This is a genomic window from Pedobacter cryoconitis (assembly GCF_014200595.1).
GTDB classification, from domain to species: Bacteria; Bacteroidota; Bacteroidia; order Sphingobacteriales; family Sphingobacteriaceae; genus Pedobacter; species Pedobacter cryoconitis_C.
The window spans coordinates 17223-40104 of sequence record NZ_JACHCG010000003.1 but is presented as its reverse complement, the minus strand read 5'-3'; the positions used below and the strand labels follow the sequence as shown (position 1 = coordinate 40104).

At 39.6% G+C, this 22882-nt stretch carries 24 protein-coding genes; 18 read left to right on the top strand and 6 right to left on the bottom strand.

Features of this window, described 5'->3' with window-relative positions:
- Position 1: 1 nt before the first annotated feature.
- A complete protein-coding gene (locus HDE70_RS17450; protein ID WP_068407893.1) occupies positions 2 to 715 on the bottom strand; it encodes a pyridoxine 5'-phosphate synthase in 714 nt (237 codons plus the stop codon).
- A gap of 22 nt (positions 716 to 737) precedes the next feature.
- Here HDE70_RS17450 and HDE70_RS17445 point away from each other — a divergent pair, with 22 nt between their 5' ends.
- Positions 738 to 1739: a polysaccharide deacetylase family protein gene (locus tag HDE70_RS17445; protein WP_183891401.1), complete on the top strand. Its 1002-nt coding sequence runs from the start codon at positions 738 to 740 to the stop codon at positions 1737 to 1739.
- A gap of 61 nt (positions 1740 to 1800) precedes the next feature.
- Here HDE70_RS17445 and ahcY read toward each other — a convergent pair whose 3' ends face one another.
- Positions 1801 to 3117 (bottom strand): adenosylhomocysteinase, encoded by a 1317-nt coding sequence (gene ahcY, locus HDE70_RS17440; protein WP_068405975.1) that lies wholly within the window; start codon positions 3115 to 3117, stop codon positions 1801 to 1803.
- A 546-nt stretch (positions 3118 to 3663) separates the two neighbouring features.
- Here ahcY and tssD (HDE70_RS17435) point away from each other — a divergent pair.
- From tssD (HDE70_RS17435) to HDE70_RS17375, 13 genes are all read left to right on the top strand, one after another.
- A complete protein-coding gene (gene tssD / locus HDE70_RS17435) occupies positions 3664 to 4059 on the top strand; it encodes a type VI secretion system tube protein TssD (RefSeq protein WP_183891400.1) in 396 nt (131 codons plus the stop codon).
- A gap of 109 nt (positions 4060 to 4168) precedes the next feature.
- The gene (gene tssD, locus HDE70_RS17430; RefSeq protein WP_183891399.1) at positions 4169 to 4564 is read left to right on the top strand and encodes a type VI secretion system tube protein TssD; all 396 of its coding nucleotides are present in this window, start codon (positions 4169 to 4171) and stop codon (positions 4562 to 4564) included.
- A 20-nt stretch (positions 4565 to 4584) separates the two neighbouring features.
- Entirely contained in the window at positions 4585 to 5196 is a 612-nt protein-coding gene (locus HDE70_RS17425) for a hypothetical protein (RefSeq protein ID WP_183891398.1), read from the top strand.
- A gap of 32 nt (positions 5197 to 5228) precedes the next feature.
- Complete coding sequence (locus HDE70_RS17420; RefSeq protein ID WP_183870088.1) at positions 5229 to 7064, top strand: type VI secretion system Vgr family protein; 1836 nt, start codon at positions 5229 to 5231, stop codon at positions 7062 to 7064.
- A gap of 2 nt (positions 7065 to 7066) precedes the next feature.
- The gene (locus HDE70_RS17415) at positions 7067 to 8569 is read left to right on the top strand and encodes a T6SS phospholipase effector Tle1-like catalytic domain-containing protein (RefSeq protein ID WP_183891397.1); all 1503 of its coding nucleotides are present in this window, start codon (positions 7067 to 7069) and stop codon (positions 8567 to 8569) included.
- Complete coding sequence (locus tag HDE70_RS17410; RefSeq protein ID WP_183891396.1) at positions 8559 to 9596, top strand: DUF2931 family protein; 1038 nt, start codon at positions 8559 to 8561, stop codon at positions 9594 to 9596. Before HDE70_RS17415 ends, HDE70_RS17410 begins: the two co-directional genes overlap by 11 nt.
- A 2-nt stretch (positions 9597 to 9598) precedes the next feature.
- Positions 9599 to 10588 (top strand): hypothetical protein, encoded by a 990-nt coding sequence (locus HDE70_RS17405; protein ID WP_183891395.1) that lies wholly within the window; start codon positions 9599 to 9601, stop codon positions 10586 to 10588.
- Positions 10589 to 10603: 15 nt separating this feature from the next.
- Positions 10604 to 11080 (top strand): DUF4280 domain-containing protein, encoded by a 477-nt coding sequence (locus tag HDE70_RS17400; RefSeq protein WP_183870084.1) that lies wholly within the window; start codon positions 10604 to 10606, stop codon positions 11078 to 11080.
- Between the two features lies 1 nt (position 11081).
- Positions 11082 to 13850, top strand: a complete 2769-nt coding sequence (locus HDE70_RS17395) for an OmpA family protein (protein WP_183891394.1) — start codon at positions 11082 to 11084, stop codon at positions 13848 to 13850.
- Positions 13851 to 13852: 2 nt separating this feature from the next.
- Positions 13853 to 14491: a hypothetical protein gene (locus HDE70_RS17390; protein WP_183891393.1), complete on the top strand. Its 639-nt coding sequence runs from the start codon at positions 13853 to 13855 to the stop codon at positions 14489 to 14491.
- Positions 14492 to 14517: 26 nt separating this feature from the next.
- Entirely contained in the window at positions 14518 to 15162 is a 645-nt protein-coding gene (locus HDE70_RS17385; protein WP_183891392.1) for a hypothetical protein, read from the top strand.
- Positions 15163 to 15169: 7 nt separating this feature from the next.
- A complete protein-coding gene (locus tag HDE70_RS17380) occupies positions 15170 to 15943 on the top strand; it encodes a hypothetical protein (protein ID WP_183891391.1) in 774 nt (257 codons plus the stop codon).
- A gap of 145 nt (positions 15944 to 16088) precedes the next feature.
- Positions 16089 to 16499 (top strand): BrxA/BrxB family bacilliredoxin, encoded by a 411-nt coding sequence (locus HDE70_RS17375; protein ID WP_111635497.1) that lies wholly within the window; start codon positions 16089 to 16091, stop codon positions 16497 to 16499.
- A 73-nt stretch (positions 16500 to 16572) separates the two neighbouring features.
- On the opposite strand, the gene cdaA is transcribed toward HDE70_RS17375, so the two are convergent.
- Both cdaA and folP read right to left on the bottom strand, forming a co-directional pair.
- The gene (cdaA, locus tag HDE70_RS17370) at positions 16573 to 17364 is read right to left on the bottom strand and encodes a diadenylate cyclase CdaA (RefSeq protein WP_068406022.1); all 792 of its coding nucleotides are present in this window, start codon (positions 17362 to 17364) and stop codon (positions 16573 to 16575) included.
- 21 nt (positions 17365 to 17385) lie between these two features.
- The gene (folP, locus tag HDE70_RS17365; RefSeq protein ID WP_221302105.1) at positions 17386 to 18243 is read right to left on the bottom strand and encodes a dihydropteroate synthase; all 858 of its coding nucleotides are present in this window, start codon (positions 18241 to 18243) and stop codon (positions 17386 to 17388) included.
- A 70-nt stretch (positions 18244 to 18313) separates the two neighbouring features.
- On the opposite strand from folP, the gene HDE70_RS17360 reads away from it, so the two are divergent.
- The 4 genes from HDE70_RS17360 to HDE70_RS17345 are packed head-to-tail and all read left to right on the top strand — an operon-like array spanning position 18314 to position 21609.
- Positions 18314 to 18856, top strand: coding sequence for a DUF1599 domain-containing protein (locus HDE70_RS17360; protein WP_183870078.1), 543 nt, complete (start codon positions 18314 to 18316; stop codon positions 18854 to 18856).
- A 28-nt stretch (positions 18857 to 18884) separates the two neighbouring features.
- The gene (locus tag HDE70_RS17355; RefSeq protein WP_183870077.1) at positions 18885 to 20036 is read left to right on the top strand and encodes a BT_3928 family protein; all 1152 of its coding nucleotides are present in this window, start codon (positions 18885 to 18887) and stop codon (positions 20034 to 20036) included.
- A gap of 5 nt (positions 20037 to 20041) precedes the next feature.
- Positions 20042 to 21103: an ABC transporter permease gene (locus HDE70_RS17350; RefSeq protein WP_183870076.1), complete on the top strand. Its 1062-nt coding sequence runs from the start codon at positions 20042 to 20044 to the stop codon at positions 21101 to 21103.
- Entirely contained in the window at positions 21103 to 21609 is a 507-nt protein-coding gene (locus HDE70_RS17345) for a shikimate kinase (protein ID WP_183870075.1), read from the top strand. Before HDE70_RS17350 ends, HDE70_RS17345 begins: the two co-directional genes overlap by 1 nt.
- Here the strand turns inward: HDE70_RS17345 and HDE70_RS17340 are convergent.
- Both HDE70_RS17340 and HDE70_RS17335 read right to left on the bottom strand, forming a co-directional pair.
- Positions 21606 to 22004 carry an acyl-CoA thioesterase gene (locus tag HDE70_RS17340; protein WP_183870074.1) on the bottom strand — a complete coding sequence of 133 codons (399 nt, stop codon included), beginning with the start codon at positions 22002 to 22004 and terminating at the stop codon, positions 21606 to 21608. The two genes, HDE70_RS17345 and HDE70_RS17340, sit on opposite strands and share 4 nt — an antisense overlap.
- A 66-nt stretch (positions 22005 to 22070) precedes the next feature.
- Positions 22071 to 22880: a tRNA pseudouridine synthase A gene (locus HDE70_RS17335; protein ID WP_183870073.1), complete on the bottom strand. Its 810-nt coding sequence runs from the start codon at positions 22878 to 22880 to the stop codon at positions 22071 to 22073.
- Between the last annotated feature and the right edge of the window lie 2 nt (positions 22881 to 22882).

Genomic DNA, 22882 nt, shown 5'->3' with positions numbered 1-22882 from the left:
TCTACAATTGTTTCAAATAGAGCTGAATTGTGTTTTCCAGACCTAAATACAAGGAATCGCTGATTAAGGCATGGCCAATAGAAACTTCCAGTAAATTAGGGATGTTATCCGCAAAATATTTCAGGTTTTGCAAGTCAAGATCATGCCCGGCATTGATTCCTAAACCAAGTTTATTCGCCGTATGTGCAGCTTGTGTATAAGGGCTGATTGCCTTTACAGGATCTTTTGCATAATTAGCTGCATAGTACTCTGTATAAAGTTCTATCCGGTCAGTTCCTGTAGTTTGTGCAGCTTCGATAATTTCTCTTACCGGATCTGTGAAAATAGAAACCCTGATACCTTCTTTTTGAAATAGCTGGACCATTTCTTTAAGATAGGCCTGATGTTTTATAGTATCCCATCCATGATTGGAAGTGATCTGTCCTTCAGTATCCGGTACCAATGTTACCTGTGCAGGCTTGTTGGCCAGTACAAGGTCAATGAATTTTTGTTCTTTGCAGTTACCTTCTATATTGAATTCTGTTGAAATGGCTGTTTTAAGATCGAATACATCCTGATAACGGATATGACGTTCATCAGGTCTTGGATGTACAGTGATTCCTTCCGCACCAAAACGTTCACAGTCAAGTGCTACCTTAACCAGATCTGGATTGTTTCCCCCGCGACTGTTGCGTAACGTGGCTATTTTATTGATATTTACTGATAGTTTTGCCATGTACAAAGATAAACCATTAAACATGAACAGGTATAATATTATTGTAAACAGGTTAACGTTCTGTGTAATTATTTGTTGTTTTTTAATTTTTGGAGCAATTGTCTGTTCTGCACAGGAGGTCATTAAAAATTATACGGTTTATAGCGGGGTGGCAAAAGTGCAGGGAAATGAGCTGCTTGTTATCCGTAAAATGGAGAAAGCGGGTAAAATATTGTACCTGGCTGTAGATCCACAGACTTTAACGACAGAATTGACTGCTGATGCCGTTGTACGCCCGATGGACTGGAAAAGTGCAAAGGCTTATTTTCAGCAGACCCCTTATTTCAAAGCTTACGATGCTGCTGCAAAACAGGCACTGGCCTTACAGGATGCCGGGGTAACGCATGGTTTCCCTAAAGAGAAAGGAATAACGCTGACTATAGATCTTTGTCCTTCGCATAAACCGCTGGACCGGATTATTTTCACTTCACTGCTTCAGGAGTTTGCTAAAATTGAACAGCCTGTTCCTGTAGCGCTATCTATAACAGGACGCTGGATGTTAACGCATACTGACGATCTGAACTGGTTGAAAGAACTGGTGGCAAAAAAAGAAATTGACATTACCTGGATTGATCATTCCTTCAATCACCATGTAAGCCCGGCTGCACCCTTAAAAACTAATTTTCTGTTAGAACCAGGTACAGATATGAATTTTGAAATATTGGGTACTGAACTGGCTATGTTGCAGCACGGTTTAATTCCTTCTGTATTTTTCAGGTTCCCCGGGCTGGTTTCTGATCAGCGGGTAGTGGATAAAGTTTTAGCTTATGGAATTATCCCGATAGGGAGCGACGCATGGCTTGCGAAAGGACAAAAGCCTGCTGCGGGCAGTATCGTTCTGATTCATGGAAATGGAAACGAACCGGTAGGTGTGGCTGATTTTATCAAGTTGTTAAAAAGCAAGACAGCCGAGGTAACAAGCAAACAATGGCTGATGTATGATTTATCAGAAAGCGTAGAAGACGAGTTTGGAGGGACTAAATAATTATTTTATTAAAAAAGGGATGTCCTTCCGGCGCATCCCTTCTTCTTATTATTTAAATAAACTAGTATCTGTAAGCTTCCGGTTTGAAAGGACCTTCAACTGGTACACCGATATAATCAGCTTGTTGTTGATCTAATACATCTAATTCAACACCGATTTTTGCTAAGTGTAAACGCGCTACTTTCTCATCCAGTGATTTAGGAAGAACATATACTTTGTTCTCATATTTTCCTGGGTTAGTCCAAAGCTCTAACTGTGCTAAAGTCTGGTTAGTGAAAGAGGCAGACATCACGAAACTTGGGTGGCCGGTAGCACATCCTAAGTTTACTAAACGGCCTTCAGCTAATAAAATAACGTCTTTACCGTCGATAGTATATTTATCAACCTGTGGTTTGATTTCGATTTTAGTATCACCGTAGTTCGAGTTTAACCAGGCTACATCGATCTCATTGTCAAAGTGACCAATGTTACAAACGATAACTTTATCTTTCATTACTCTGAAATGCTCAGGACGAACAATGTTACAGTTACCAGTAGTAGTAACCACGATATCAGCTTCTTTAACTGCTGTAGCGAATTTTTTCACTTCATAACCTTCCATTGCAGCTTGTAATGCACAGATAGGATCAATTTCAGAAACGATAACGCGTACACCTTGTGAGCTTAAAGATTCAGCAGAACCTTTACCTACATCACCGTAACCTGCAACTACAGCTACTTTTCCTGCAAGCATAACATCAGTAGCACGACGGATCGCATCGACCAATGACTCACGGCAACCGTATTTGTTGTCAAATTTAGATTTAGTAACTGAGTCATTTACATTGATAGCTGGTAAATGCAAAGTTCCGTTTTTCATACGTTCGTATAAACGGTGAACACCAGTAGTAGTTTCTTCTGATAATCCTTTGATTGCAGCAATCAGCTCAGGGAATTTATCGAAAACCATGTTGGTTAAGTCACCACCATCGTCTAAGATCATATTTAATGGTTGTTGCTCCGGACCAAAGTGTAAAGTTTGCTCAATACACCAGTCGAAATCTGCTTCATTCAAGCCTTTCCACGCATAAACCTGGATTCCGGCAGCAGCAATAGCAGCAGCAGCGTGGTCTTGTGTAGAGAAGATGTTGCAGGATGACCAGGTCACTTCTGCTCCAAGTTCAACTAAAGTTTCAATTAAAACCGCAGTCTGGATAGTCATGTGCAGACATCCTGCGATACGTGCACCTTTTAATGGTTTTGAAGGACCAAATTCAGCACGCAAAGACATTAAGCCTGGCATTTCTGCTTCTGCTAATCCAATTTCTTTACGGCCCCATTCTGCCAGTGAAATGTCCTTTACTTTAAAAGGAACGTAAGTAGTCTCTACTGATGACATATTTTGTTTTGTTAAGTTGTTTATTTATAGTTAGTTGCCGGGTAAACAGGATTGGCAGGATTATTCCCTTGATCCATAACCTTTTTACTATTACAAAATTACACAATAGTTTAGCCAAATTCAAAAAGGGATCAGATGGTTGGGCTGTTTATACAAAGATCTCCACATTCTTGATTTTCAAATGATACTCCGGTGCTCAAAACTGTAAGTCTTAATTAGTTTATTAAACAGTTTCTTATACGGATTTCACCTGACAAATCAGGTCTGATAATCGATTGTAATTACTGTTTTTACTTTACCTGCTCCAATCCTGAACTTTGAAATAACTGTATCCTTTAACTACAAACTGTAGCCTGATTCAACATTCACGAAACAGTATCTAATTCGATTTTATTCCTGTTTTACCCCTGATAAAAAAAATATATCTCCCTGATCTGCAATCAAAGGGGGGCGGGTCCGATAAAGAAACGAAAGTTGTAATGTTGGCAAAATTATTGTTAGTATTGTACATACTTAGTAAATATATTTCACCCAAAAATTAAAGTTATGGCTTTCAAAGCAAGATTAAACTTTTCGGGCAAGGAGTACGATGTGCTCCATTGTTCCTATTCGCTCAACCGGGATGTAGACGCCAAAGGAAGACCCTCTTCCGGAGTATATGGTGGTACAATTGACCTGGAAATTGAATCAACAGAAGATACGTCTATCGTTGAATCAATGGTCAACAATCAATATAAACCTTTAGCAGGAACGCTGCTGATCAAGAAATCTGAAGAAGATGCCAAAATGAAAGAAGTTCATTTTGAGGACGGCTATATTGTCAAGTATACCGAAGGAATCAATATCACAGGCGCCAATCCGATGACCCTGAAGTTCCAGATTTCTGCCCGTAAACTAAAGCTTGGCAATGCTGAGCATACCAATGACTGGCCGAAAGCTTAAATTAAACCAGCTTATAAATCCATATTTTTTGAATTCCGGCCCGGCCGGATTCTCCTGTACCGGATAAATCAATTTAGACTATTATTAATACCATTAAAATAATAATATTATGGCTTTTAAAACCAGATTAACTCTAGGCGCTAAGGAATTTGATGTACTGCAATGCAGTTTCTCCTTAAATAGAGATGTAGATGCTAAAGGACGTCCGTCTTCAGGTGTTTACGGGGGATCTATTCATCTTGAAATAGAATCAACCGAAGATACTTCAGTCATTGAATCCATGGTCAATAATCAATACAAACCATTAGGAGGTACCATCGTCTTTAAAAAAGGCGAAGAAGATGCAAAGATGAAAGAGCTTTCATTCGAAGATGGGTATATCATTCAGTACAATGAAGGAATTGCTGTTAATGACAATACACCAATGACACTGAGTTTTGTCATTTCTGCCAGAAAACTAAAACTTGGAAATGCTGAGCATACCAACGACTGGCCAAAAGCTTAATGTTCTCTTAGTTATCATCTATGTTACGCTACAAAAAAGATACGCCTTATTTCTCCATCTTGTTCGACCTTGAAAAAAATGATTTTAAAGTGGTGCAAAGATGGAGATATAACTGGAACAATGTTCCGGGCACCAGCAGGTGGACGTATACCGAAACCAAAGATTTTCACAGGAAAGTAGAAAGGCTGATCCGGTCTGTGTGGGGAAGTAAGCTGCTGATTAAAATTATTCCCGGATCAACGCTGCCCATGAATTATCTTGCTGCACCTATCAAAACCTCTTTTGAGGTCAGCTGGGTTATGGACAATAGCGCACACTGGACAGCTGCCATTCATAAAACAAATCCAAATACCTACCAGAAAGGGGATATCCGCTGGGATGCGCGAAAACTAAGCCTCGATAGCCCTGACCAGTCTCCCATAAATCACAAATTTGCCCATACAGGCAGTGGAGTGCTTTATACACCAGGTACTTATCTTGAACAAGGAGTAGCCTGGGAAAATACCCTGAATGATTTTCCCGGAATTATGAATACCGGAACAGAACTCAAAAGAAGACATCTTGATTTTATAAGACAAACCATGAACGGGCTGGTACCGGGAATGAAATTCGAATTGAGCTATGGAAAATAATACCAACAAAATTAACAGCTAATTTCTGCAAGATGGAAAAGAAAATAAATCTGGAAATACATATTGATGATACCGCAATTGTTCATTTTAACTCCCTGAGTATTACTCAGGCATTTAACCGTCACCATGAATTTGAGCTCATCATTAACCAGGATGTGATTGAACAAACCGGGGGATTCAAAATTGACCAGTCTAAAACTTGGGTAGGCAAGAGCTTTATCGTCAGTATTGATAAAGGTAATATGGACTTTAAAGGGGTGGTTTGCGAAGTCAATCTTACGCAAAGTCATGGTCTGAGAGGTAACCTGATTATCAAAGGATTTTCTCCGACAATCTTGCTGGAAACGGGTGGCAATCTCATCTCTTACAGTGATATGAAACTGGATCAGATTGTGAAAAAAGTTACCGATACACTGCCGGCAAATGAAATGGAGTTTGCAATTAAACCTGCTTACAGAGAAGAACTTAAATATATAACCCAATTTAAAGAGAGCAATTTTGCTTTTATCAACAGATTGAGTTCCGAGTATGGTGAATTCTTTTATTATGATGGAAAAGCACTTCATTTTGGGATGCCTTCCAGCCAGCGTACAGTTTCACTCGTACATGGCCAGAACCTGAACTTTATGAATATGGCGGTGCGGATTCAACCGATGAATTTCTCTTACTATTCTTACCGTTCTCAGGAAGATAACACCATGTCTACCAACTCTGCTAACCAGAGCAAAGGACTCAATGATTATTCTCAGCATGCTTTTAAGGAATCTACTACTGTATTTGACAGTAAAGTGAATGCACCCGTTAAGCCAAGGGTAGAGAATAAGAGTCAGCTGGAGCAACTGGCAGATAAACATAAAGCTGCAATGGCTTCAAACCTTTCTGATCTTACCGGAGAGAGTACCAATACGGCATTAAATATTGGAAGCATTGCAGATGTGCAGGTTTCCCATAAAATAGGATCAGCAACTTTTAACCAGGATTCTGTAGGCAAGTTTTTAGTCACAGAAATCAGCCATCATATTGATGGTCTGGGCAGATATAATAACACTTTTAAAGGTGTTCCTTCTAATACAGAGGTTTTACCTGTGGCGCACATTCAGGCCCCTCAGGCAGAATCCCAGATAGCTATTGTGACGGATAATAATGATCCTTCGCAAACAGGCAGGATTAAAGTCCAGATGCTTTGGCAAAAAGACAATTCTACCACCGACTGGATCAGGGTATTGACTCCTGATGGAGGAAGCAGTGAACCTTTTGCAAAAAACAGGGGATATGTTTTTATTCCTGAAGTTGGCGATCAGGTCGTAGTCGGTTTCAGATATAATGACCCTGACAGGCCGTTTGTAATGGGAAGTATTTTTCATGGAAATACGGGTGCCGGAGGAAAGGATGCGAATCACCTGAAAAGTATTACTACCAGAAGCGGGCATTTAGTTGAATTCAATGACGGGCCTTCCGGACATGGAATTACCATTACAGATATCAATAAAAATCTGATCCATATTGATACCAGCGGAAATAATATTACGATTACTGCCAATGAAAACATGACTTTGAACTCAAAGAACATGCAGATTAATGTAGGAGAGAATCTGGATATTAATGTGGGTAAGAATATTGGAACACTTGCTGGAAATGATATGACCACGCAGGTAGGCGTAAACAATACCATCAGTACCGGAGCTGATTACTCCTTAACTGCTGCAAATATCAGTGAGGTTGCAGTGGATGCTTTTAAGAGTGAAGCTACCAATATTACCAAGACTGCGGCAGGTGCGCTCAGTATGAGTAGTTTGGAAGGAAGCATTACCAAACACGCCGCCAAAACGATTCATAATAATAGTGGGGAAAAAAGTAATCTCTTTTAGTTATGGGAAATGGTAATATTACGAAAATTGCCAATGGGCATATGCAGGAAACGGCAAAACAGGAATATACTTCCTTTGCCAAGACTATACAGTCCAATGCTGCTCAAAAAGTAACAGAGAACTCTAAAGACGGGATTGTTTATGGAGAACCTCAGCAAATGAAATACACCACCGTTGATGGCATAGACATTATTGCGGGTGTTTTTTTTGATGGTACTTTAAATAATATGACCAATACCAAGAACCATGACACTGGTAAAAATGAAGGGAGTTATGGAAATGATCTGTCTAATGTAGCGAGGTTACTTGCTTATTATAAAGAATCTGATAAGATTGTTAAGACTTATACCGAAGGGATCGGAACAACCAATCTGGATTCAGATGATACGACTGGTTCCGGATTTGGTGCTGGCAGAACCGGTATACCTAAGAAAGTGCTGAAAGGTTGCCAGCAACTGGCTGATCGCGTTATAGCTAAAGCCACAAAGAAAAAGGTGAATACACTGACGATTGATGTATTTGGTTTTAGCAGAGGGGCAGCTGCTGCGAGAAATTTCATTTATGAGGTTACTCAATCTGACTATCCATCGTATCAGGCAGGTACAGGGGTCAGATATGATATTCACGGACAGGTAACTACGCTGGAAAGATTACCAAAAGGCGGAGAATTGGGGAAATTATTATTGAATAAAGGAGTAAAAGTTACCAATATCATTATTCGTTTTGTAGGGTTATTCGATACCGTATCCTCCTTTAATAAAAGTGGTTTTGCGATTTCTCCTGATTTTAGCAATGATGTAGGAGAACTGCATCTGGACAGGCTTTTTAAAGCAGAAAAGGTTATCCATTTTACTGCCGAAAATGAACATCGTAAATACTTTGCACTCACCCGTATTCAAAGTGCCGGAAAAAAAGGTATAGAGAAAGAACTACCGGGTGTGCACTCTGATATTGGAGGCAGTTATCCGGATGAAACCGAATATGTAGATGAAATTCTGAATGGTGGCAGTGCAGTTTTAGAAGCGGAAAAAAACCGGCTGATTGCTGAAGGGTGGTATTTGGAAGAGCAACTGGAATTACATTCTGTAAGGCGCAAATTATCGGGTACGCGTGCGCTGAAAAAAAATTACAGTTATATCCCGCTTCATTTTATGTCGGAATTCGGATTAAAAGAACCAGTTCCTTTACCTTTTGATCAGGTTGGCGTAGAAGGTGAGTATAAATTAACCTATGCATTATTAGATGGGGTAAAAAAGAAATTACATGGGTATGTATTCGGTAAGGAGCTTCCTTATAAATTCATGTACTATAAACAATTAATAGCAGATTATAATGCCAAAAAAATTAGTGCATTTGATTATAATACAGCATTAACTGAACAAAAGAATCTGAGATTACTGCGTAATCAATTCCTGCATTGGTCGGCTAATTATGATGGAATAGGAGGCCCTTTCCAGCCAAATATGGAGAACAACGTACGTAAAAGAATACCTTATGAAGGTTAAAATAATAACGATATTCCAGTTGATCGCAATTCAGCTGGTCTTAATTTTTCAATTATCATCTTGCCAGCGTATGCAGACAGAAGAATATAAGTGGGTCCCAACAGTTGGAGCCCCACAGGAGTACCCGATCAGAATTATTGAAGGACAGTTTATTTCCAATCATGGTTATAGCCCCAATTTACCAAGATCTGCTTTTGTAAATATGGGTTGGGGAGATAATGGTGGGGTAATGGATGTTGGGCCGGAGAAAAGGCCAGCACCAGACAGTTTGTCTTTAACCTGGTTGTCTTTTGCGGAGAATAAATTTTACCGCGGACGTTTTGCGCTGCCTCAGCAGGAAATAGCTCATCTTTTAAAAGATGGTTATCTTGATCATACAACTAATAAAAGAGAAGATTATAATTATTTAACACTGGGATTAACTCCTGGCGGTGGTATAGTTTTATGGCTTTCCGGAGGCCCTAAACAAATTGAGGTGGCTAAATTTCAGGCGAAAGAGGTGAAATTGACTGCACATGATTTAGGTAAAGATTATACTTTCCTGTTCGAACCGGGATTTGTTAAAGACACTTACGAAAGAAATGCCCCTGTAGAAGTTCGTGAGCGTGTTGTGAAAGGCGAAATAAAGCCTGATCAGTTTGATATCTGGCAGAAGCGTTACAACTGGCATTTCACGGTGAATTCAAAGGCCGTTAAATTTTATGAGCTTAAACCCTTTTATTTTAACCAGGAATCAGAAGAGATTTTTGGAGATTCCCTGCTAAATAATCCGGTAGCGGAAAGAGCTTTACCAAGAGAGGTTATTGTAGCATGGATTGATAAGAAAGGGCAAAAAATGCTGACTACACTTGATTTTGATGAAAATGAACTCAGAACAGCATTTGCAAGAATTCCTGAAATGGGTAAAGCGGAACTTCATTTTGAGGTAAACCCGGATGAATATACCATTGCAGTTACTTTTAAAACAGGAACTCAGGAGACTAAAATAATTAAACAGAAGGCTAAGACTGAACTTGAATCAGACTAAAGATGGAAAAGGTAGAATTCGTTGATCAGCACGCGCTTAAACTACAGCTAAAATCAGGTGATTTTTGCCGTAGCTATGGGGTGCAGTACACGTATTTATCAGGTGAAAAAGAGCATACGATAAAATTTAATCTCGACATCAGTTTTGTGAAAACTATGATTGACCGGGCCAGGATTTTTAAAGTAGAAAGGACTTCACCTGTTTTCCTGAACAACAAAGTCCCGGATCTGGTAGCTGATCAGCTGGCTTATGAATGTGGAAAGGTATTTTATCCGCTGCTGCTGGAAATAGATTTTGACGGGCAGTATATCGGAGTCCATAATTATACAGAACTCATTAGCAGGTGGAGTGAAACTAAAAAGGCGGTGCTGGAATATTTTCAGGGAGAAACCACAGAAATGTATCTTGAACTCATGGAAGAAGCTATTTCTACGCCAGAGCGGGTGAGTGAGATTTTTAGAAACGAGTTATTCTATTCGGTTTTCTTCTCTGCGGTTTACAAGCCTTATGGAGGTGGATTTAAGGTGGAGGAACAACTATCTTTTCCAATCGCAGGCCGCGCAGCACCGGTAGAATTCAAAACTACACAAGATGTCAATCCTTTTTTGAATGAGGCAAACTATATTGAAATACATCATCATGGTGTAGTGACAGACAGAAGAAGTAATGCTGACCTTTTAGAAGAGCAGAGTTTCCCCTTGGAACAGCTTCTCAATCCAGATGCTGCCGGAGCAACAGGGACTTATACCGCAAAGTATGTGCTGGATCCATCAACCAGATCAATCCGGTCAATTGTGGCTAAATGGATTCTTGAGCTCAATATTCCTCAGGAAACAGAACTCAAAATATTTGAGCTGATTGAAGATAAAGAAGAAGAAATTAAAATTATAGCAACCGAAAATCAACAAAGGGGAATGACATTCCTTGATGGGAATGCTTCGCCAAAAGGGAGAAAAGTAACAGATATTTTTAACTTTTTGTGGGAGAAATAACTTAAAGATAAAGACATGGCAGAAAAACATTTAGTAGTGGAGGGGGCAATGTGTATGTGTGATTTTGGTAAAAATCCTGACTTTTTAAAAGTACTTACCCATAAGCGTGAGTATGCAAATGATAAAAGCGGATCAACCAAATACATTGCCAGTACCAAAGATATTGGTGCCACTTTTAAGCAGAATACGTTTGGTCCCTGTGCAAAACAGCTGGGCAAACCCTGTAATGCTATCGTTTTGGAATGGAAATATTTTTATGAACATACTACCTTAACCAATGGTGGTAAAATTATATTGGAGGACAGCAAGGCAACTTGTCCGATTGGCGGGCCTGATTGTATCAAGATAATTAAACATGGTCAGATTGCTGAACCGGGGGGGCAGAATTTTAAAAATGCAGAGCCGAAAGTAAGCAAAGTATTAAATCCTGCGGTAGACCCCAGAGCAATAACAGAAGAACCGGTTAGTACTGAAGGAATAATTTTTGAATAACATGGCGAAAACTGTAAAAGGACCAAAAAAGATTCGGTTAAAAGCTGGAGAAAGTTATTTCCCTGGAACCACCAATGACAGTTTAGTGCTGATCAAAGCTGATGTAGCAACCGCATTTGAAGTAGCGGATTGGTTTCCGGAGACTACTGAAGCGCAAAAAAACAACATCACCTGGTTATATGAAGATGTGAAGCGCAAAAAGGTTTTGATGGCTGCAAAAACTGGTGTTCCTGAAATCAGGGCATTAGCTATACCTAAAAAACTCTGCGGAAGTTCACCAATGTATTACCTGGAAGCGAGCCTGACAGGATCGATTGATTTGAGCCTGCATGCGGGGTTGCTGGTTAGAGGAGTTTGTGAACCATTAATTGTAAAATCAAGCTGGAGTAAGGAATATAAAGGAGCAACCCTGGGGAAAGAACCGATCCGTTTTGGTGATGATGTGCATTTAAGATTATTTACTGAAGGGTTAAATGGAAACAGAGTCACGATACAGTTCTTTAAAATGGAATGGGGAGATGATTTTCCAGTAGACACTTTAAACAATATTTTGTGTGAGAATGGGGAAGTCAATTTACTGATCCGGCATACTTTTTTATGGTATCCCAAACTTAAAACAGGGCCGGACGTTCAGGAGATTTATGTTAAAGTACTGGATCCTTTAACTCAAAAATTGGTGTTGGATGACCGCAAGCAGGATATGCACGCCAGATTCCTCAGACTCCGGAATGCGGTGTCTACTTCTGCGGTAGCAAGTCCAACCAATCTTACTGTAGCTACGGTAGGGCCTCCATTGGAGAATTTGAAACAGGTAGATCATTGCCGGTATACTAAAATTGAGCTGATGGACCCTGAAGCGGTTCCGGTATTTGACGAAGGAAAGATCAACCTTGAAGGAGCAAAGAATTCTGAATTCTATCTGGATGAGAAAATCAATTATGCTTTTGATGAGTATAAAGTGCGGGACAGTGATAAAAAGAAGCTGGATAAAATTGCGGAGATTTTGATGAAGATCCCTTACACACCAGTAGAATTAGGATCACATACCGATCGTTTTGGTACGCCGGAGTACAATATGAAGCTTTCAGAAAAGAGAGCTAAAGCGGCAGTAGATTATTTGATTTCTAAAAATATTGATGCCTCCAGGATTTTTCCTAAAGGGTATGGAAAGACGAAATTAGTAAATGCGGATGAAAATCTGAGCAAACAGGATAGTATCGTTAACCGCAGAACGACTATAAAACTTAAAATTTTTACGCATAACGCAGTAAGTATACAATACGAAACTATCGGGCCCGGCGAAAGTATCAAAAGAGAAATTCCGATAAAAATTTCAAACTTTAAAACTAAAGGTCTGTGTAATCTTGTTTCTGCACCGCATAAGTTAGAAGTCCCTTATGGTGATCTGCTGCCTAATAAAGCAGCTGCGACACTAAAGCTGGATGCATCAGAAACTATTCATCCTAAGGTTTATTCTCCTTTGGATGAAAGAACACATGCTTATGATTACATCTGGCCGATGAGCAGACAGGCAAATAAGTTCTACTATTATATCAATTCCTGCGCTTATTTTTCTGATCAGAATAAACCGACACTGGTGATCAATACTTATTCAGATATCAAATGGGTATTGACCTTTTTCTTAAACCTGACCAATGATCTGAGTGTGAAGTGGCAGAATTTTACGCCCGAACAGCATAAGGAGATGCAAAGCAGGGCTGGTAAACTGGGTGCTGAAAGAAGATGGAAGCAAAAGGAAGCTTCTTTTGGTTTCGATTTGCAAAGTAACTGGAATATGGGCGGTGACGGAACATATGGCGGGCATGATGAGTTTAAAAAACAACATGAAGGAAAGTTCAAAAAACTCTACAGTCTTTTTTCTGGTTTAAATTCTATTTCCGACGCGATTACTGCGCAGACTAAAGGAACAGTGAGGAATATCGGATTTAAAAATGGGCCGATCTCATTTGCTGTAAAACCACCTAATCTTTCTTTATCAGCAACTTGGCAATTGCAGCGTGCTAAAAAGAAAGGTGCACCTATGTCTAAAATAGGTACCCGGATAGATATTAATTTTAATGCAAATCCGCTGATTGGCCTGGAATTGACAATCGATCTGATTGGAACTGCTATTGGTCTTGTGGCTGGTGCTATTTCTGGTGGTTCTGCTGCTCCTGGAGCAGTAAAATTATACCAGAAAATTAAAGAGCAGCTTAAAAAAGGTTTGGATCTTGGAAATGATGATGTAGGATTTAAGGCCAGTGTAGATTTTTATATGGATCTGGTCATTACAAGTATGATCAATACTAAAATAGGTTTTGGATTTAATACAGTATCTGAGACTAAAGAAGATACCTTTAAACTGGAAGCTAGCAGTACGCTGGGAGTGGAATTAAAGGCTGGTGTAATGGTCAAAGGGGAGCTTTCCATGTTAGTAGTTTCTGTAGATGGTTATTTTGAAGTTAAAGCAAAAGGTAGCGCATCGATTACTTTCGGGCATGGTGTTTATTATGATTCAAAAGGATTAATGTATAAACCTAAACTAGGATTTGATGGGCTGGATGCAGAGTATATCATTACTGCAAGTGTAGGGTTGGCTACTAAAAAAGGTACACCTGCTGCGGATTTAGTTAAAGATCAAAAAGGAGATTGGGTACTTGCTGAAGGAAACTATAAAGAGGTGATCCCTAAATTTGATGTTATCAAAAGCTTAGAGGAAATTAGCGGGATAAGTATCCAGATTCCATTAATGAGAGGGGATGACGATTAATTATGAAAAAGACTATAATTTTAACATTTACACTGGTCACTGTTTTTATGATCAATATAATAAAATCGCAAACTAAGTATGACCTTGAAAAACTGGCTTACCGGACTGCAATCACTGAGGTATTAAAAGGTAAAGATGCCTATCCTGAAGAACGGGAACTGGCAAGCTCTTTACCCTGCCTCACTACCAATAGCGTTAATAAATTCAAGTTTGGTACAGTTGAGTTTACCAGCGGTGGTCAGAACGGGGCCAAATCTGATCTGAGCAGTACAGTTTCTTTTCTTTTTACCGATCAGAAGCATACAAAACTGGTCGGTTTAGTAATCAGAATAGAGAAAAAAACAGAAGCTAAGAAACTTGGGAAATATATGGCTGCGAAATATGGAAAGGGGATTGTGCTTGCAGCTGTTCCAAAACCACGCGCTACAGGAGAGGTACTTGGTTATCCAGCAGTGTTTTATGTAGATAAGAAAACGAATCAGACGATTGTCGTTGCTGATAATTATACCGAAATAGATGGGAAGCCAGATTTTTCAACAGACCTGTTTATCATTGATAATGGTATTAAAGTTGCTGACCAGGGCAGCAGTGATACGGTGGCCGAAAGGCTGAAGAGGTCTTATAAGAGACTTCAGGAATAGACTTAAAAAAACAAATTATAATCACGATGAAAACATCAATCTACTTAGCTTTAATTTTACTGATCAACTGCTCATGCAAAAGTGAGAAACCAGCTGAATTTGATCTGGCTGATATCAATTTTAAAGAGACTATAGGCCAGGCGTTAAAAGGCACTTCATTACCTGTAAAGGGAGGTAAAACTACCAGCTGGACGCTGGCGCAATATGATATATTTGAAAGTGCAGACCCAAAAGTAATGAAGTTTAATGGAGTTGACTTGTCAGGGAAACTAGGTGATTCTGTGAACAGGGTCATTATTCACTATTCCCGTAAAGACAGTACGATTAGTTTTGTGGAGCTTAAAGTATTCTCTGAGCCACAAGTTAAAGCGCTTGCTGCCGCACTTGATCAAAAGTTAGGTAAAGCACCTTATCCAGGCGATGCGTATACCACTGTTTTTAGTGAAAACGTTCAGTACTTTAACCGGGTATGGATAGACCCTAAAACAACCATTGGTCATTTCTTTACAGATGCGATGTCAAAGGAGAAACATGAAGAAGCAAGATTGGCGATTCTGAACTATTCAAATTCCCAGGTATCGGAGCTGGCTTCATTGAAGGGATATTCTTCAAGCATTAACCTGGATGTCCGTGAAGCCAGTAAACTACTTCCAACAGCAAATAAAAAATAAAGATCTGATGAGGCAACCCTATTATATGGTCGATTTCAGTGTGGCACATTGCATGTTTGAAATCCGCATTAACGATATTTCTGTAATGACACTGGATATTCCGGGGCAGGTTGCCTCTATGACTCCAGTAAATTTCTCTATTCTGGAGAGTGGTGTGCAAACTATTTCTGCAACTTTACTCCCGCATTCCGGGCAGCTGAGTCTTGACCCTGCTGCAATGCTTAAATTTAATATCAAGTTATATGATGTAGACAGAGACTTTGTATTTAAAGAGCAACTGGTAACTTATCAATTTGCGCCAGTAAAAGAGGAACAAAAAATACCGGTTTTACGCCACCAGTTAACTTTTAATGCTACTGTCCCTTATCAGCTGAAAGGCTGGAAGGACGGAACTAACCTGAAAGATGTGGAAGATATGAATGATAAGCTGAGAACAGCTTATCAGCATATTGCTACATTAATTAATAATAAGAGATACGATCATTTTAAAGAGATGATTACTAACAGAGAACATATTATGGTCACTTCCATGTATATGAGTCCGCAACAGGCCAGTGCAAGGATTAACGGTTTAATAGAAGATTTTGAGGCTGGATTTAAAGTCGCACCTATTCCTGCCAATGCTGTGCTGCAAACTTATGGAAACGGAAAGATGGCTGCATTGAAGAAAATTAATGGTGAATCTGCTTTATACCTGGTGAATGAAGAAACCAAAGAAGAACTGATGCTGGATATGATGTTCTATATTCCAAAGGGAAAAACGGCTTTTGAAATCATTTAATCCTGTTAGATCCGGGTTTACAAGGCTGCCGGTTCAAAGTAATTTCAAGGTAAAAAACTGTTCACTCCAGGAGTATTCCTTTGATGCTATGTAACAGTGCAGTACCTTTGTATATTAAAATTGAATAATATTAAAGCTTTTATATATGTATCCAGAATATTTAGTTGAACCAATGCGTGCAGAACTTACGAATGTAGGTTTTGAAGAAATGAAAACTGCGGAAGATGTGGACAACGCGATTTCTTCAGAAGGAACTGTTTTTGTAGTTGTGAATTCTGTTTGTGGCTGTGCAGCTTCAAATGCAAGACCAGCAGCAAAATTAGCAGCCGCTAATGAGAAACACCCTGATAAAATGATTACTGTTTTTGCAGGAATGGAAAAAGAAGCAGTAGACAGAGCAAGAAGCTACATGGTACCTTTCCCTCCGTCTTCACCAGCTATGGCATTGTTCAAAGACGGCAAATTAGTACATATGATTGAACGTCACCAAATTGAAGGACGTGCAGCTCAAATGATCGCTGATAACCTTAAAGGTGCTTTTGATCAATATTGCTAATTGATATCTTAAAAGATATATCCGGTGTATACCGGTAAGGAATCCGGTCTTTGTACCGGATTTTTTATTGCCCTTAAAAATCCTTGTTCAGTAGTTTTTCCAGTTCCCCGAAAGAAACATTCATCCTTACCCTGCCTTGTTTTGCATAAGCAATTTCACCAGTTTCTTCCGATACAATAACTGCAACAGCGTCTGTAGTCTCAGAGACACCAATTCCGGCGCGGTGGCGTAAACCGAACTGCGGAGGCAATTTATCATTGTCTGTCAGCGGTAAGATACAGCTGGCACTTTTAATCTTATTTTCAGCAATAACCACCGCTCCATCATGTAAAGGGCTATATTTTTGAAATATACTTTCTAATAAACGTTTGGAGATCTTAGAATCTATCAGTTCGCAACTATTGGCAAATAACTGATCATCATAAAATTTAACAAATACAATCAAAGCCCCTGTTCTGGACTTCTTCATACTTTTACAAGCATCAATAATGGGTTTGATCCTGACCAGGTTATCACGTTCAATATCTTTGCTGCCAAATAAGTATCCCCACCAGGCTTTGTTTTTCTGTAAAAAGGTGTTTTTACCAATCAACAGTAAGAACCGCCTGATTTCAGGCTGGAAAATTACAATCAATGCAATAATCCCCACACTCATGAACTTGTTAATGATGGTTGATAAAAGGCGCATATTTAAGGCGTCCACCACAAACCACAGGATCAGGATGATAAACATACCCAGCAGTAAATTAACTGCCAGTGTATTTTTAATCAGGTTATAAGTATAATAGATCAGGAACGCAACGAACAAAATGTCCACTACATCCGTAACTGTTATCGTTAGAAAATCAAAGTCAAAGCCTTTCATTGTTGCCAAGTTAGGAAAATATTAAGATTGTTGCATTTTTTCGACAATTGCGACACACTCAACAGCAGCTCTTACATCATGTACACGTAAAATTGATGCACCTTTTTGTAATGCAATTGTATTTAATACCGAGGTTCCGTTCAATGCTTCATCGGCCGTAATGCCCAATAATTTATAAATCATCGATTTTCTTGAAATACCAACCAATACCGGTAAACCGAATACATCCAGGTTTTCCAGCTGATTCATTAACTGGTAATTGTGTGCCGTATTTTTAGCAAAGCCGAAACCAGGATCCAGAATAATATCTTTAACACCCAGCGCTTTTAATGTACTCACTTTTTCTGCGAGATAATCTACTACTTCAAGTCCTATATTTTTATAAACCGGCTTTTGCTGCATAGTTTGTGGCGTACCTTGCATGTGCATCAGGATATAAGGTACATTTAATGCTGCAACAGTCTCAAACATCATTTCATCAAGGTTTCCTCCCGAAATATCATTCACTACATGCGCTCCCGCCTCAATACTTTCTTTGGCAACTTTAGCACGAAATGTATCAATAGATAGCTTAGCTTCCGGAAACCTTTTACTGATTGCGGTAATTGCAGGAATCATTCTCTGAAGTTCCTCCTCTGTAGTGACTTCAGCTGCTCCGGGACGGGAAGAATAAGCGCCGATATCAATAAAAGCAGCACCTTCTTCAAGGCAGGTTTCTGCTCTTTCCAATGCCGCATCAATAGACCCCATTCTGCTGTTGCTGTAGAAAGAATCAGGGGTTAAATTCAGGATGCCCATCACACATGGACGGCTTAAATCAAGGAGTTCACCTTTTAGGTTAAGTGTTATTTTTCGGTTTAAAAATGTATCTTTAGCCATCATTCTGTACAAAAATACAGTATTAAAATAGCCGTTTAAAATTTATCAGACTCTAAATATTTTAATTGTTTTGGCAACAAATACCTCACAAGAATTCGACTCAGTAATTGCGGTTTGTAAATCGCTTTTTTTAAAGAAAACCAAAGACTACGGAACAGCCTGGCGTATCCTGCGTTTATCTTCTATTACCGATCAGTTGTTTATTAAAGCCCAGCGTATCCGTACCCTGGAAGAGAAGAAAGTTTCGAAGGTTGGAGAGGGGATTATTCCTGAATATATCGGTATTATCAATTACTGTGTTATTGCGATGATGCAAAGTGAAATGACAGCGGATGACCCGAACGAACTGGAACTGGCAAAAGTGGAAGCTCTTTTTGATCAGAAGGTAAAAGAAACAAAAGATTTGATGTTAGCCAAAAATCACGATTACGGTGAAGCATGGAGAGATATGAGAGTCAGTTCACTGACCGACCTTATTCTGATGAAAGTATTCAGGGTGAAACAAATTGAAGATAATCTTGGAGAAACTGTAGCCTCAGAAGGCGTGGTTGCCAATTATCAGGATATGCTGAACTATGCAGTTTTTGCACTGATCAGAATGGATGTCAAATAATATCAATACATAAAATAGCTGTAAAAAGATGAACAAAGCTGCGCTGAATTTTTCAAGAATATTTGTAGGTATACTTTTTATTTTCTCTGGTCTGATCAAGGCCAACGATCCGCTCGGGTTCGGCTATAAGCTGGAGGAATATTTTGATGTATTTCATATTTCTGTCTTTAGTCCTTATGCAACCGGAATAGCCATTTTTCTTTGTGTGCTTGAAATTGTATTGGGTGCGTTATTGTTATTTGGTTTCTGGGGTAAGAAAGTGGCTACAGGCCTGCTTGGGATTATCATCTTTTTTACTTTTCTGACCTTTGTCTCCGCTGCTTTTAAAGTAGTAACTTCATGTGGCTGTTTCGGAGATGCCATTCCTTTAACCCCATGGCAGTCCTTTTCGAAAGATCTGATTTTACTGGTACTAATCGTATACCTGTTTATCAACCGCAATAAGATTTTGCCGCTTACCACAAATCCAGGTCAGCAAAAAATTGGCCTGATCGCTGTAGTGGCACTTTCTGTAATTTTTAGTATCTACACTTATACCTATCTTCCTATACTTGACTTTTTACCTTATAAAAAAGGAGCCAGCTTACCAGAGGCGATGAAAATCCCCGCCGGAGCAGAACCGGATCTGTATCTGATTATGTATAAGCTGAAAAATAAAGCGACCGGAGAAACCAAAGAAATGAGTGATAAAGATTATCTGAAAACAGAAATCTGGAAAGACAATAACTGGGAAATCGTAGGTCAGCCGGTACAGAAACTGATAAAAAAAGGTTATGAAGCTAAAATCAAGGATCTGGTAATCAGTGACGCCTCAGGCACAGACTATACCAAAGAACTGATAGAAAATCCATATTATAATATTTTGATTGTTGCTTATAACCTGAATCATACGGATGAAGATGCTATAGGGAAATTGAATGCAATGACGCTGGATCTGACTGAACAATTCAATATCCGCACCGTATTGCTGACTTCTAATTCTGCTCAGGATGCTGCGGTATTCAGTAAACAGCATAAATTGTTTGCAGAGATATTTTATGCAGATGCTGTACCCTTAAAAAGTATGGTCAGAGCCAATCCTGGTATCGTACTAATGAAAAACGGGGTTGTAATTAATAAATGGAGTTACCAGTCACTGCCTTCACTGGAAAAATTAAAAGCCACTTACTTCAATAAGTAAATCAGATGTGGTTTTACGCGCTCAGGAAATTCTGCTACGGGCTCGCTGTGATGGCGGGTGTGGTCGTAGTTGTATTTGTCCTGTTCAACATTCTTCCAGGCGATCCGGCAAGGATGACACTAGGGCAGCGTGCTGACGTCCAATCCTTAGAAGCTGTCCGTAAAGAATTTGGATTAGACCGCTCTAAGCCCATGCAATTTGTTCTTTTTCTGAATGACCTTTCTCCGGTAGGTTTTCATGAAGATAATAAACCGACACAGGAAAAGTATCATTATATCCGTTTGATTAATTATGCTCCGGAAAATGTTATTGCCCTGAAATGGCCCTATCTGAGACGATCTTATCAAACAAAGCGGGAAGTATCAACCATACTATCCGAAACTGTCCCTAACACCTTCGTATTGGCTGCAACGGCTATGCTGTTTGCCACGCTCTCAGGTGTTTTATTAGGCGTACTATCAGCAGTGTATAAAAACACCTGGATTGATCATTCTGTCAATGCTTTTGCGATCATGGGTTTATCAGCACCCTCTTTTTTTGCAGGTATTATTATCGCCTGGTTTTTCGGCTTTGTACTCGGCCCGTATACAGGACTGAATATGTCGGGGAGTTTATATAGTTATGATCCTTTTAAAGGAGAGGTGCTCACGTTGAAAAACCTGATATTGCCAGTACTTACACTTGGACTGCGCCCGCTGGCAATTATCGTGCAGCTCACCAGAACAACTATGCTGGATATACTGGCACAGGATTATATCCGTACCGCGCGTGCGAAAGGATTGGGCCGTAATGCGATCATTTATAAGCATGCCTTAAAGAATGCAATGAACCCTGTAATTACAGCGATTTCCGGCTGGTTTGCATCTTTACTTGCCGGCTCTTTCTTTGTAGAATATATTTTTGGTTATAATGGGCTGGGCAGGGCTACGGTCAGAGCTTTGGAGATGTCCGATTTCCCTGTAGTGATGGGATCGATTCTTTTTATTGCACTGGTATTCGTAGTAATTAATATTTTTGTAGACGTGTTATACGCCCTTGTTGACCCAAGGGTAAAATTGAATAATTAATGAAGATATTTCTAATTGGTTTTATGGGATGCGGCAAGAGTACGCTGGGAAGAAAATTAGCGACTAAACTGGGTTATGACCTGATTGATCTGGATCACCAGATTGAGAAAAATACAGGGCTCACTGTAGGCGATTATTTTTCAACTCATGGAGAAGAAGCTTTCCGTAAATTAGAAAGTGAAACCCTTCAGGCTTTTGATTACCCTAAAAACTGTGTCATTGCAACAGGAGGGGGCACACCGTGCTTCTTTGATAATATAGAGTGGATGAACGCCAATGGGACAACGATCTATATTGAGATGCCGCCAGCCGCACTGGCCAAACGCCTGGAAAGTGGAATCGCCAAGCGCCCGCTGCTGCGTAATCTGACCCCCGAAGGCGTGCTTGAATTTATTGAAGGTAAACTGGCTGAACGTGAGCCATTTTATACTAAAGCATCTCTGGTAATGAGTGGGATCAGCTTGACCGCCGACGATATCCGCGCAGAAATCCTGGCCCGGAACTAATTATCTTCGGCAGCGAACTGCTCTTCTATAAATTTGATCTCTTTTCTGCCGTGTGCAACAGGATTGCCATATTCATCAACATTTACAAAGACCATTTTATCAATTGTTAAAATGCTTTTTCTGGTGATCTTGTTGCGTACTTCACAACGCATCGTCAAAGAAGTGTTTCCGAAAGCGATTGCAGTAATCCCCATCTCAATAATATCTCCCTGTTTTGCAGAGCTTACAAAGTTGATTTCTGAAATATATTTGGTAACAACTCTTGGATTGCCTAGTTGAACAATAGCGTAAATTGCCGCTTCTTCATCTATCCATCTTAACAAACTACCGCCAAATAAGCTTCCATTAGGATTTAAGTCTTCGGGTTTGATCCATTTTCTGGTGTGGAAATTCATAATCTTTAAATTTCCACAAAAATAAGAGTTTCTAAATGCGCGAATCTCACCTGAGCGTAAATAATATCAGAGTGCTTTCCAGTTCGTATCTGCATGTTTTTGAAGAACAGCAGAGAAATCTACCCTTGGAGGGAGGTTCAAATACGGATAAGTTACTTTAGAAAGGTATAACCCCTGAGGGTGTGCCGGCGTAATTAATGCAGGAGTTTTTTTACTGATCAGATGGCTTTCAAACTCATCTACACTGAGCGTACCCTGACCAATTTTTAATAGCTGTCCCATAATAATGCGGATCATCTTTCCTAAAAACCGGTTAGAAGAGATCTGAAATCTCATTTTTTCTCCCTTGTCATCCACCATTAAACTGGCAGATCTCACATAACATAAAGTATGTTCATATTTATCCGGGCTGGTACAAAATGCACGGTAATCTTTGTATAACGGCAATAGAGCAACTGCCGCTTTCATTTGATCCCATTGCAGGTTCTCCAGCAGATAGTAAGAACTAAGGCCGTTTAAAAACGGGTCTTTATAAGTATGCAGGAAATAATCGTAAGCACGCTGTACCGCATCAAACCGGGCATGAGGTAAACCTTCCATCGGTATTATATCATAAACAGCAATATTTAATGGAAGTAACTTGTTGAGCCTGAAGATCAGATCGAAATCCCATTCCTGCTCAATATCCATATGGAAAAAGAACTGGCTGGCATGAACCTGCGCATCCGTTCTGCCGCATCCATTAATGAAGACCGGCACTTTAAAAATCTGGGTCAGGGCGTTTTCTATCACGCCCTGAATATTCAACACATTGAGCTGTTTTTGCCAGCCATTGTATTGTAAACCATTATAACTGATGTGTACGAAATATCTCAACC

Coding starts and splice junctions, on each gene's coding strand:
- HDE70_RS17450 (WP_068407893.1), bottom strand. CDS start 715: ATGGCAAAACTATCAGTAAATATCAATAAAATAGCCACGTTACGCAAC.
- HDE70_RS17445 (WP_183891401.1), top strand. CDS start 738: ATGAACAGGTATAATATTATTGTAAACAGGTTAACGTTCTGTGTAATT.
- ahcY (WP_068405975.1), bottom strand. CDS start 3,117: ATGTCATCAGTAGAGACTACTTACGTTCCTTTTAAAGTAAAGGACATT.
- tssD (WP_183891400.1), top strand. CDS start 3,664: ATGGCTTTCAAAGCAAGATTAAACTTTTCGGGCAAGGAGTACGATGTG.
- tssD (WP_183891399.1), top strand. CDS start 4,169: ATGGCTTTTAAAACCAGATTAACTCTAGGCGCTAAGGAATTTGATGTA.
- HDE70_RS17425 (WP_183891398.1), top strand. CDS start 4,585: ATGTTACGCTACAAAAAAGATACGCCTTATTTCTCCATCTTGTTCGAC.
- HDE70_RS17420 (WP_183870088.1), top strand. CDS start 5,229: ATGGAAAAGAAAATAAATCTGGAAATACATATTGATGATACCGCAATT.
- HDE70_RS17415 (WP_183891397.1), top strand. CDS start 7,067: ATGGGAAATGGTAATATTACGAAAATTGCCAATGGGCATATGCAGGAA.
- HDE70_RS17410 (WP_183891396.1), top strand. CDS start 8,559: ATGAAGGTTAAAATAATAACGATATTCCAGTTGATCGCAATTCAGCTG.
- HDE70_RS17405 (WP_183891395.1), top strand. CDS start 9,599: ATGGAAAAGGTAGAATTCGTTGATCAGCACGCGCTTAAACTACAGCTA.
- HDE70_RS17400 (WP_183870084.1), top strand. CDS start 10,604: ATGGCAGAAAAACATTTAGTAGTGGAGGGGGCAATGTGTATGTGTGAT.
- HDE70_RS17395 (WP_183891394.1), top strand. CDS start 11,082: ATGGCGAAAACTGTAAAAGGACCAAAAAAGATTCGGTTAAAAGCTGGA.
- HDE70_RS17390 (WP_183891393.1), top strand. CDS start 13,853: ATGAAAAAGACTATAATTTTAACATTTACACTGGTCACTGTTTTTATG.
- HDE70_RS17385 (WP_183891392.1), top strand. CDS start 14,518: ATGAAAACATCAATCTACTTAGCTTTAATTTTACTGATCAACTGCTCA.
- HDE70_RS17380 (WP_183891391.1), top strand. CDS start 15,170: ATGAGGCAACCCTATTATATGGTCGATTTCAGTGTGGCACATTGCATG.
- HDE70_RS17375 (WP_111635497.1), top strand. CDS start 16,089: ATGTATCCAGAATATTTAGTTGAACCAATGCGTGCAGAACTTACGAAT.
- cdaA (WP_068406022.1), bottom strand. CDS start 17,364: ATGAAAGGCTTTGACTTTGATTTTCTAACGATAACAGTTACGGATGTA.
- folP (WP_221302105.1), bottom strand. CDS start 18,243: ATGGCTAAAGATACATTTTTAAACCGAAAAATAACACTTAACCTAAAA.
- HDE70_RS17355 (WP_183870077.1), top strand. CDS start 18,885: ATGAACAAAGCTGCGCTGAATTTTTCAAGAATATTTGTAGGTATACTT.
- HDE70_RS17350 (WP_183870076.1), top strand. CDS start 20,042: ATGTGGTTTTACGCGCTCAGGAAATTCTGCTACGGGCTCGCTGTGATG.
- HDE70_RS17345 (WP_183870075.1), top strand. CDS start 21,103: ATGAAGATATTTCTAATTGGTTTTATGGGATGCGGCAAGAGTACGCTG.
- HDE70_RS17340 (WP_183870074.1), bottom strand. CDS start 22,004: ATGAATTTCCACACCAGAAAATGGATCAAACCCGAAGACTTAAATCCT.